This window comes from Bradyrhizobium genomosp. I (2014) (assembly GCF_000261685.1).
Classification (GTDB): Bacteria; Pseudomonadota; Alphaproteobacteria; order Rhizobiales; family Xanthobacteraceae; genus Bradyrhizobium.
Window position 1 is genome coordinate 1 of record NZ_AJQE01000238.1, and the last position, 6,927, is coordinate 6,927.

Annotated in this window: 7 protein-coding genes and 1 pseudogene; 6 read left to right on the plus strand and 2 right to left on the minus strand. The window is 66.1% G+C overall.

From position 1 onward, the window contains the following. A pseudogene (locus IC50_RS22460) lies at positions 1–597 on the plus strand (hypothetical protein); the annotation flags it as partial. 42 nt (positions 598–639) lie between these two features. Beyond that, positions 640–1,080, plus strand: a complete 441-nt coding sequence (locus IC50_RS22465) for a DUF1489 family protein (protein ID WP_035709726.1) — start codon at positions 640–642, stop codon at positions 1,078–1,080. Here IC50_RS22465 and panC read toward each other — a convergent pair. Then, positions 1,077–1,928 (minus strand): pantoate--beta-alanine ligase, encoded by an 852-nt coding sequence (panC, locus tag IC50_RS22470; protein WP_035709729.1) that lies wholly within the window; start codon positions 1,926–1,928, stop codon positions 1,077–1,079. The two genes, IC50_RS22465 and panC, sit on opposite strands and share 4 nt — an antisense overlap. A 265-nt stretch (positions 1,929–2,193) precedes the next feature. Here panC and IC50_RS22475 point away from each other — a divergent pair, with 265 nt between their 5' ends. The 4 genes from IC50_RS22475 to IC50_RS22490 all read left to right on the plus strand — a co-directional run bounded on the left by IC50_RS22475 (position 2,194) and on the right by IC50_RS22490 (position 6,029). Further along, positions 2,194–3,117, plus strand: a complete 924-nt coding sequence (locus IC50_RS22475; protein WP_035709730.1) for a division plane positioning ATPase MipZ — start codon at positions 2,194–2,196, stop codon at positions 3,115–3,117. Positions 3,118–3,458: 341 nt separating this feature from the next. Continuing rightward, positions 3,459–4,319, plus strand: coding sequence for an alpha/beta fold hydrolase (locus IC50_RS22480; RefSeq protein WP_035709732.1), 861 nt, complete (start codon positions 3,459–3,461; stop codon positions 4,317–4,319). Positions 4,320–4,478: 159 nt separating this feature from the next. Beyond that, on the plus strand, positions 4,479–5,228 hold the full coding sequence (locus tag IC50_RS22485) for a hypothetical protein (protein WP_035709736.1): 750 nt from the start codon (positions 4,479–4,481) through the stop codon (positions 5,226–5,228). A gap of 75 nt (positions 5,229–5,303) precedes the next feature. Further along, a complete protein-coding gene (locus tag IC50_RS22490; protein WP_035709739.1) occupies positions 5,304–6,029 on the plus strand; it encodes a DnaJ domain-containing protein in 726 nt (241 codons plus the stop codon). Between the two features lie 238 nt (positions 6,030–6,267). Here IC50_RS22490 and IC50_RS22495 read toward each other — a convergent pair. Next, the coding region (locus IC50_RS22495) for an SPOR domain-containing protein (protein ID WP_035709741.1) at positions 6,268–6,927 on the minus strand (660 nt) is incomplete at its 5' end.

Genomic DNA, 6,927 nt, shown 5'->3' on the forward strand with positions numbered 1-6,927 from the left:
GCCAGGATCGACCGGCTGACCGCGCATGGTGACGTCGCCACGGCCGAGAAGAGCCTGACACTCGACATGAAGGTGCTGCGCAAGTCGCTCGAGCGCGATCGCTACGGTCTTGTCGCGCATGTGCTGATCGCGCGCGACGGCTGCACGCAGTTCGATTGCGCCGCGTTCCGCTCGCTGACCGACCAGCAGCAGGTCGCCGCCAACATGGGCTCCCATCTCTACGACACGCTGGTCGCGCGCTATGTGCCGACCTGGAACGCGCCCGCAACGGCGCCGGCGATGCCGGCCACCGCTGCACTTGCCGGGCTGCCGCCCTCGATGCCGACGGGCAAGCCGACCAACGCGGAGTTCCCGAGCGCTGCGTCGATCCCGCCGGTGAGCATCATGAACCCGGAGCCGCCCACGGCGGCGACGCGCCAGGCGGCGCCTGCAGCCAACGCGGCGCCGCGAGCGCCGGCCGCGGCCTCGGCACAGGCAGCGACACCCGCCGCGAGGAAACCGCCGGCGCCGAAGGCCGCGCGCGCGCCGGCAGCGGCACCGGTTCCGCTTGTGCCACCGACCTCGGCGCCGGCTCCCGCGGCTGCGGATAACGAGTAGATCGGCATTCCCAATGCGTGGCTGCCCGGCTAATGCTTGGGCATGCCGCTACATCTGATCAAGCTCGCCGTCGGCTGCGACTCCGTCAAGGAATTGAAGGAGTGGGTGGCCGAACGGATGCAGACCGCCAGGAAGAAGGGTCTGCCGCAACGTCACATCCACATCACCCGCATGGTGCCCAAGCGAGACGCCGAAATCCTCGCCGGCGGTTCGCTCTATTGGGTGATCAAGGGCGAGATCGCCGCGCGGGAGAAGATCATCGGCATCGAGCCGTTCCGCGACAAGGACGGTATCGGGCGCTGCCGGATCGTGATGCAGCCGAAGGTGATCCCGGTCTCGCCGCGGCCGATGCGCCCGTTCCAGGGCTGGCGCTATCTCACGGACGATTCCGTGCCGGCCGATCTCGGCAAGTCCGCGGCCGGCTCGATCGCCGCGATGCCCGAGCCGATGCGGCGCGAGCTGCGCGACCTCGGGCTGCTCTAAACCGCGATATTGTCGATCAGCCGGGTCGTGCCGAGCTTGGCCGCGACCAGGATCCGCAGGGGGCCGTCCTTGCGCGAGGCGACCGGCGCCAGCGTCTCGGCATGGCGGACCTCGTAATAGTCGAGCATCAAGCCGGCTGTCCTGATCATCTCGGCGCCGCCCGCCATCGCCGGCGCGATGGCATCGCCGGCCTTGATCCGCCGCGCGCTCTCCTTCATGGCGCGGTAGAGCACGGTGGCGGTCTGGCGCTCCTCGGGCGACAGATAGACGTTGCGCGAGGACATCGCCAACCCGTCGCGCTCGCGCACGGTGCGGGAGCCGATCACCTTGACGCCGAGGTCGAGATCGCGCGCCATCTGCGTCACCACCCGCAACTGCTGAAAGTCCTTTTCGCCGAAGATCGCGACGTCCGGCCGGACTTGCGTGAACAGCTTGCCGACGACCGTGGCGACGCCGCCGAAGAAGTGCGGGCGGAAGCGGTCCTCGAGGCCGGCCAGCGCCGGGCCTTCCGGCACGATGCGGGTGGCAAAGCCCTCCGGATACATGGCTTCGACTCCGGGGTGCCAGACGATATCGACATTCTCGGCCGCGAGCTTGGCGATGTCCGCCTTCCAGGTTCGCGGATAGGCGCCGAAATCCTCGGTCGGGGCAAACTGGGTCGGGTTGACGAAGATCGACACCACGACGCGGCTGGCGCGCCGCTTGGCGAGGCGAACCAGCGACACGTGTCCGTCATGGAGGGCCCCCATGGTCGGAACCAGCGCGATCGTGGCCTTTCGCTTGCGGAGATTGTCGACGGCGCGTCGCAGGGCCGGGACCGTGCGGGCGATCAAGGGGCTTGATGACATCAGGACTCGATGGATTGGGAACGGGCAGGTGGCGGGCGGCTAACCTTAACAAGCGGCGATCGTGGACGCCATGCATCCGGATGCGGCACAGCATCCCGCGCAAGGTGACGCAGGACGTCGCGACAGCGTGGACTGCATCACGAACGATGGCGCCGCGATTCATGACGACGCAGGCGCGTTGCGATTTGCATGACCTGTCACGCATTTCACTTGACCGCAGACGCGGTCAACTCGAAGATATTCATGCGAGGTGTCGAGGATCACTATGCTTGTGCAGGCTAGCCAAGGCCAATCCGGCACGGCGCATGTGGTCGTGCTCGGCAACGAGAAGGGCGGCTCCGGCAAATCGACCACCGCCTTGCACATCGCCGTTGCGCTCCTGAAGGCCGGCCAGCGCGTTGCCACCATCGATCTCGACTGCCGCCAGCAGAGCTTCACCCGCTACATCGACAACCGCGCCGCCTGGGCTCGCCTCACCAAGCTCGAGCTCGAATTGCCCGTGCATCGCTGCATCAGGCTCGGCGAGACCATGCAGATCGCCGACAACGAGAATTCCGAGTTCCAGCAGTTCATGGAAGCCGTCTCGGCGGTCGAGAGCAGCTTCGACTTCATCGTCGTCGATACGCCCGGCACCGACAGCTATCTGATGCGGCTCGCCCATTCGATGGCCGACACGCTGGTGACGCCGATCAACGACAGCTTCCTCGATTTCGACGTGCTGGGCACCGTCGATCCCGCCACCTACGCGGTGACGGGCGAGAGCCACTATGCCGAGATGGTGCGCGACGTCAGGCGCAAGCGCCGCCAGCTCGACGGCGCAACCACCGACTGGATCGTCGTGCGCAACCGCCTGTCCATGCTCGGTTCGCGCAACAAGCAGCTGGTCGCCGAGGGATTGAAGGATCTGTCGTTGCGGCTCGGCTTCCGCTACGTTGACGGCTTCGCCGAACGTGTCGTCTACCGCGAGTTCTTCCCGCGTGGCCTGACGGCCCTCGACGAGATCGACGAAGCCACGCTCGGCATGCGGCCCAATCTCGGCCATCTTACCGCGCGGGAGGAGGTGACGACCCTGCTCCGCCAGCTCAAGCTGCCGCTCGACGAGCGCGGTCGCCGCCGCGCCGCCAACCGGGCCGAGTGGTTCAGCCAGGTCGACAAGCCGCTCGAGGTCCACGACATCCTGGGTGCCTGAGGGCGGTAAGCTGCTACTTTCCACCGATCCAGGCAGCCGGTTCCTGCAGGAACCGTGGCTGCGCTCGACGCGTTTTCACCCCGTGTTGATTGCGAAATTGAACCCAATCGAGGTCGGTTGCGTCGGATGGTGAGCTGCACCTGACGTAGTGGTATGAGAATGGGGTGCACAGAAAACGTGTGCGACGCACAATGGAAGGGCTGCGATTTCACATTATTTAGCCTTCCTGTCACGCTGCTGTGACATATATTAGCGAATAGGCGACAAGGGGCCAAAGAGCTCCGGAAGAACACGATTTTCAACAGGGATTCAGGCAGCTAAGCCTGAGGCTGAGGACGAAAATGAAGCGTGGAATTGCCGTTCTGGTTTCGGTCAGTGCCCTCTGCGGCATCGCCTATTTCACGGCGAGCAAGTGGGCCATCAAGCACGAGACCATCACCTTCTACGACGCCTCGCGCGACAACCGTCCGGTGCCCGTCTACATCGCGGTGCGCCGCGACAAGGAAATGCAGGCCAATGCCGGCATGATCACGCTGCCGGTCGCAGTGATCAATCACGGCAACACGGTCAAGAACACCGAATACGGCTTCCTCGCCAACATCTTCGCTGCGCGCGGCTACATGGTCCTGAGCCCGCAGCACGACTTGCCGACCGATCCTCCGATGGTGACCAAGCCCGGCGAGCTCTACGTCGGCCGGCTGCCGCAGATCCTGCGCGGCGTCGCCAATATCCATCTCGCCATGCAGGAGATGAAGAAGGTTCAGCCCAACGCCGACTACGACAAGGTGACGATGGTCGGCCACTCCATGGGCGGCGACATCACGATGTACTTCGCCAAGCAATATCCGGATGAGGTCAAGAAGGTCGTCACGCTCGACAATCTGCGCGTGCCCTTCGTTACCGCCGGCAAGTTCAAGATCCTGTCGTTCCGCTCCCAGGATCCGCAATTCAAGACCGACGCGGGTGTGCTCCCGACCGACGAGGAATGCGAGAAGGCGGGCATCCAGGTCGTGAAGACCGAATTCCAGCACAACGACATGCGCGACACCGGTCCGGATGTGGCCAAGAGTTCGATCCAGGGCATGCTCGACAAGTTCCTGAGCACGACGGACAACGAGGTGGCGCCCGTCGATACGCAATCCTCCCCGCCCAAGATCCTCGAGCCCGGTCCGGTCGCTCTGATGGCACCCGCCAAGGGCTGATCTGCAAGGGCTGACTTAGAAGGGTGACCTACAAAAGTTGGCGTCACCACTCGACTGCACCCGTCAAAGCCTCCGCCGGCGCTGCCCGCGGAGGCTTTGCGCATTGACCGGGCCGCATGCGCTGACCACATTAGCCGCTCACGCAAGGTGCAAGCCGCGATGTCGGGCGAACCCATCAAACCGCGCGGCGGCGATGCCGTCTCGGCGCAAGCAGACGGCGCGCTACCGCAAGCGGCGGCCTCAACCTCGGAGGACATCGCCGCCTTCGTCGCCAAGGCGCGGGCATTGTCACCGCATGCACCGGGCGCGAAGGGACGGCTGATCTTCGCCCTGGATGCGACGATGAGCCGGCAGCCGACCTGGGACATGGCCTGCGCGCTCCAGGCCGACATGTTTCGCGAAACCGCGGCGCTCGGCAGTCTCGACATCCGGCTGGTCTACTATCGCGGCCTCAATGAGTGCCGCGCCACGGGATGGATCTCCGACAGCGCCAGGCTTGCAACGCTGATGAGCAAGATCGATTGTCGTGGCGGCGATACCCAGATCGGCAAGGTGCTGTCGGAGGCACGGCGCGAGGCGGTCGCATCCGGTGTGCGGGCCGTGGTCTTCGTCGGTGATGCCATGGAGGAGAAGGTCGACGAGCTCTGCGTCAAGGCCGGCGAGCTCGGTATGCTCAAGGTGCCCGTATTCGTGTTTCAGGAAGGCCATGACGCCGTCGCCGAGCAGGCCTTCCGCGAGATCGCGCGCCTGACCGGCGGTGCCTGGTGCCGGTTCGATCCTGGCGCGGCGGCGCAGTTGCGCGAGCTGCTGCGGGCAGCTGCGGCCTATGCCGCCGGTGGCCGCGAGGCGCTGCTGAAGCTGGCCGGAAGCGTGACCGGCGCGGCCAAGCTGATTGGCCAGATGAAGTAGCGGATCAGGCCGGCGTGGCCCGCTTCCGCAGGCGGACGCCATGCATTTTGTCGAGCGGGCGACTATATTCCGGCCATGACCCTGATTGCCGGCGCTGTCGCTGTTATCACGCTTTACCTGCTGCTCCAGACGTTCCGCTCCGCCAACCCGGCGGTGCTGGCGCGCACCATCAAGTTTGGAGGCGGCGTGCTGGCGCTGGCGGTCGCGGCCTTCACGGGCTTGCGGGGCGAGCTGGCGGTTGCGATCCCGCTCGGAATTTTCGGCGCCGGGCTACTCGGGTGGACGCCATTGGCGAATGCCGGCTTCGGCAATGTCGGCGGGCTGTTCGGCGGCGGCGCGACGCGCCCCTCCGGGCAGGCCTCGCGGGTGCGCTCGCAATTCCTCGACATGCGGCTCGACCACGACACCGGCCAGCTTACGGGCCAGATCCTCGCCGGGCCCCACGCCGGGCGCAATCTCGACGAGTTCGATCTCGCTGGCCTGCTGGCGATGGCCCCGACCTTCGACGCCGAGAGCGTGGCGCTACTTGAAAGCTATCTGGACCGCCGGTTTCCCGCCTGGCGTCAGAACGCGCAGGGCGATGCGGCAGGGCGGCAGCGCCGCACGGCGGCGAGCGGCAAAATGACGGCGGAGGAAGCCTATCAGATCCTTGGCTTGCAGCCGGGGGCGGGGCGCGACGACATCAGCCGGGCCCACAAAGCCCTGATGAAGAAACTCCATCCCGACCAGGGGGGCTCGACGTATCTCGCTGCCCGAGTAAACGAGGCCAAGGATACTCTGCTTCGCACGCATAACGGTTAACTCCGGCACCACGCTACAAACGCCCGTACCGCGTGAGCTCCGTTTGCTCCGTCTGCCGTCGCCCCGATGCCCGCCATTGCCGGCGTGGTCGATCTCTTGAGCAAAGTTTTAACCGTAAATCCTTGACGAGAGGTTGTCGTGGACCAGCCTTGTCATGAACAGCCGCGGCATCACGGATCCCAAACGAAAAAATGCCCGCGCAAGGCGCGGGCATTTGGTTCCAGAACGGAGAAGGAGATCAGTTGCGAACGGTGATGCAGGAGATCTCGGCGCGCTTCAAGGTGCGGCAGACAGCTTCGGCCTGGTCGCGCTCGAGCCCGGCGAAGCGGGCGCGGTAGAGCTTGCGATTGTCCTTGGCGACGACCGGCTCGGTGAAGGGATCGGCCTTGCTGAGCAGGCCGCGGGCCGAGCTGCGGGCAGCGTCGATGCGCTGCTGGGCTTCGTTCTCGCTCTCGAGCGCGCCGACCTGGACGATCCAGCCGCTGTGACTGACGGCCGGCCTGGTGGTGGCGCTCATCTGGATCGGCTGCGGCGCCGGGTCGGCCGACGCGAGCTTCGGAGCGGCGGGAGCGGGCGCAGCGGCGGTTGCGGCCGGCAGCACCCCGAGGATGCCGTTGCCGGTACCGAAGCCCGCCGGCTGCCGCGGCAGCTCGGAGCGGGCGATCTCGGCCTTCGGTGCTTCCGGCTGGCTCACCGTCTCGGGCTTGTTGATGAGATCCGCCCGGGCGACGACGGCGCCGGAGGTCTCGGCGACGTCGGAACGGGGCGGAATGGTGTTGGTGACCGGCGGTGCGACCTGGACCGGGGCCGCGGAGGCGACCTTCACGGCGCCAGCCTTGACCTGAACCGTCTTGACCCGGACTGGCTTCATCGGCTCGGACGAGCCGGGGATGATGGA

Coding starts and splice junctions, on each gene's coding strand:
- IC50_RS22480 (WP_035709732.1), top strand. CDS start 3,459: ATGAAGCGTGGAATTGCCGTTCTGGTTTCGGTCAGTGCCCTCTGCGGC.
- IC50_RS22485 (WP_035709736.1), top strand. CDS start 4,479: ATGTCGGGCGAACCCATCAAACCGCGCGGCGGCGATGCCGTCTCGGCG.
- IC50_RS22490 (WP_035709739.1), top strand. CDS start 5,304: ATGACCCTGATTGCCGGCGCTGTCGCTGTTATCACGCTTTACCTGCTG.
- IC50_RS22475 (WP_035709730.1), top strand. CDS start 2,194: ATGCTTGTGCAGGCTAGCCAAGGCCAATCCGGCACGGCGCATGTGGTC.
- IC50_RS22465 (WP_035709726.1), top strand. CDS start 640: ATGCCGCTACATCTGATCAAGCTCGCCGTCGGCTGCGACTCCGTCAAG.
- panC (WP_035709729.1), bottom strand. CDS start 1,928: ATGTCATCAAGCCCCTTGATCGCCCGCACGGTCCCGGCCCTGCGACGC.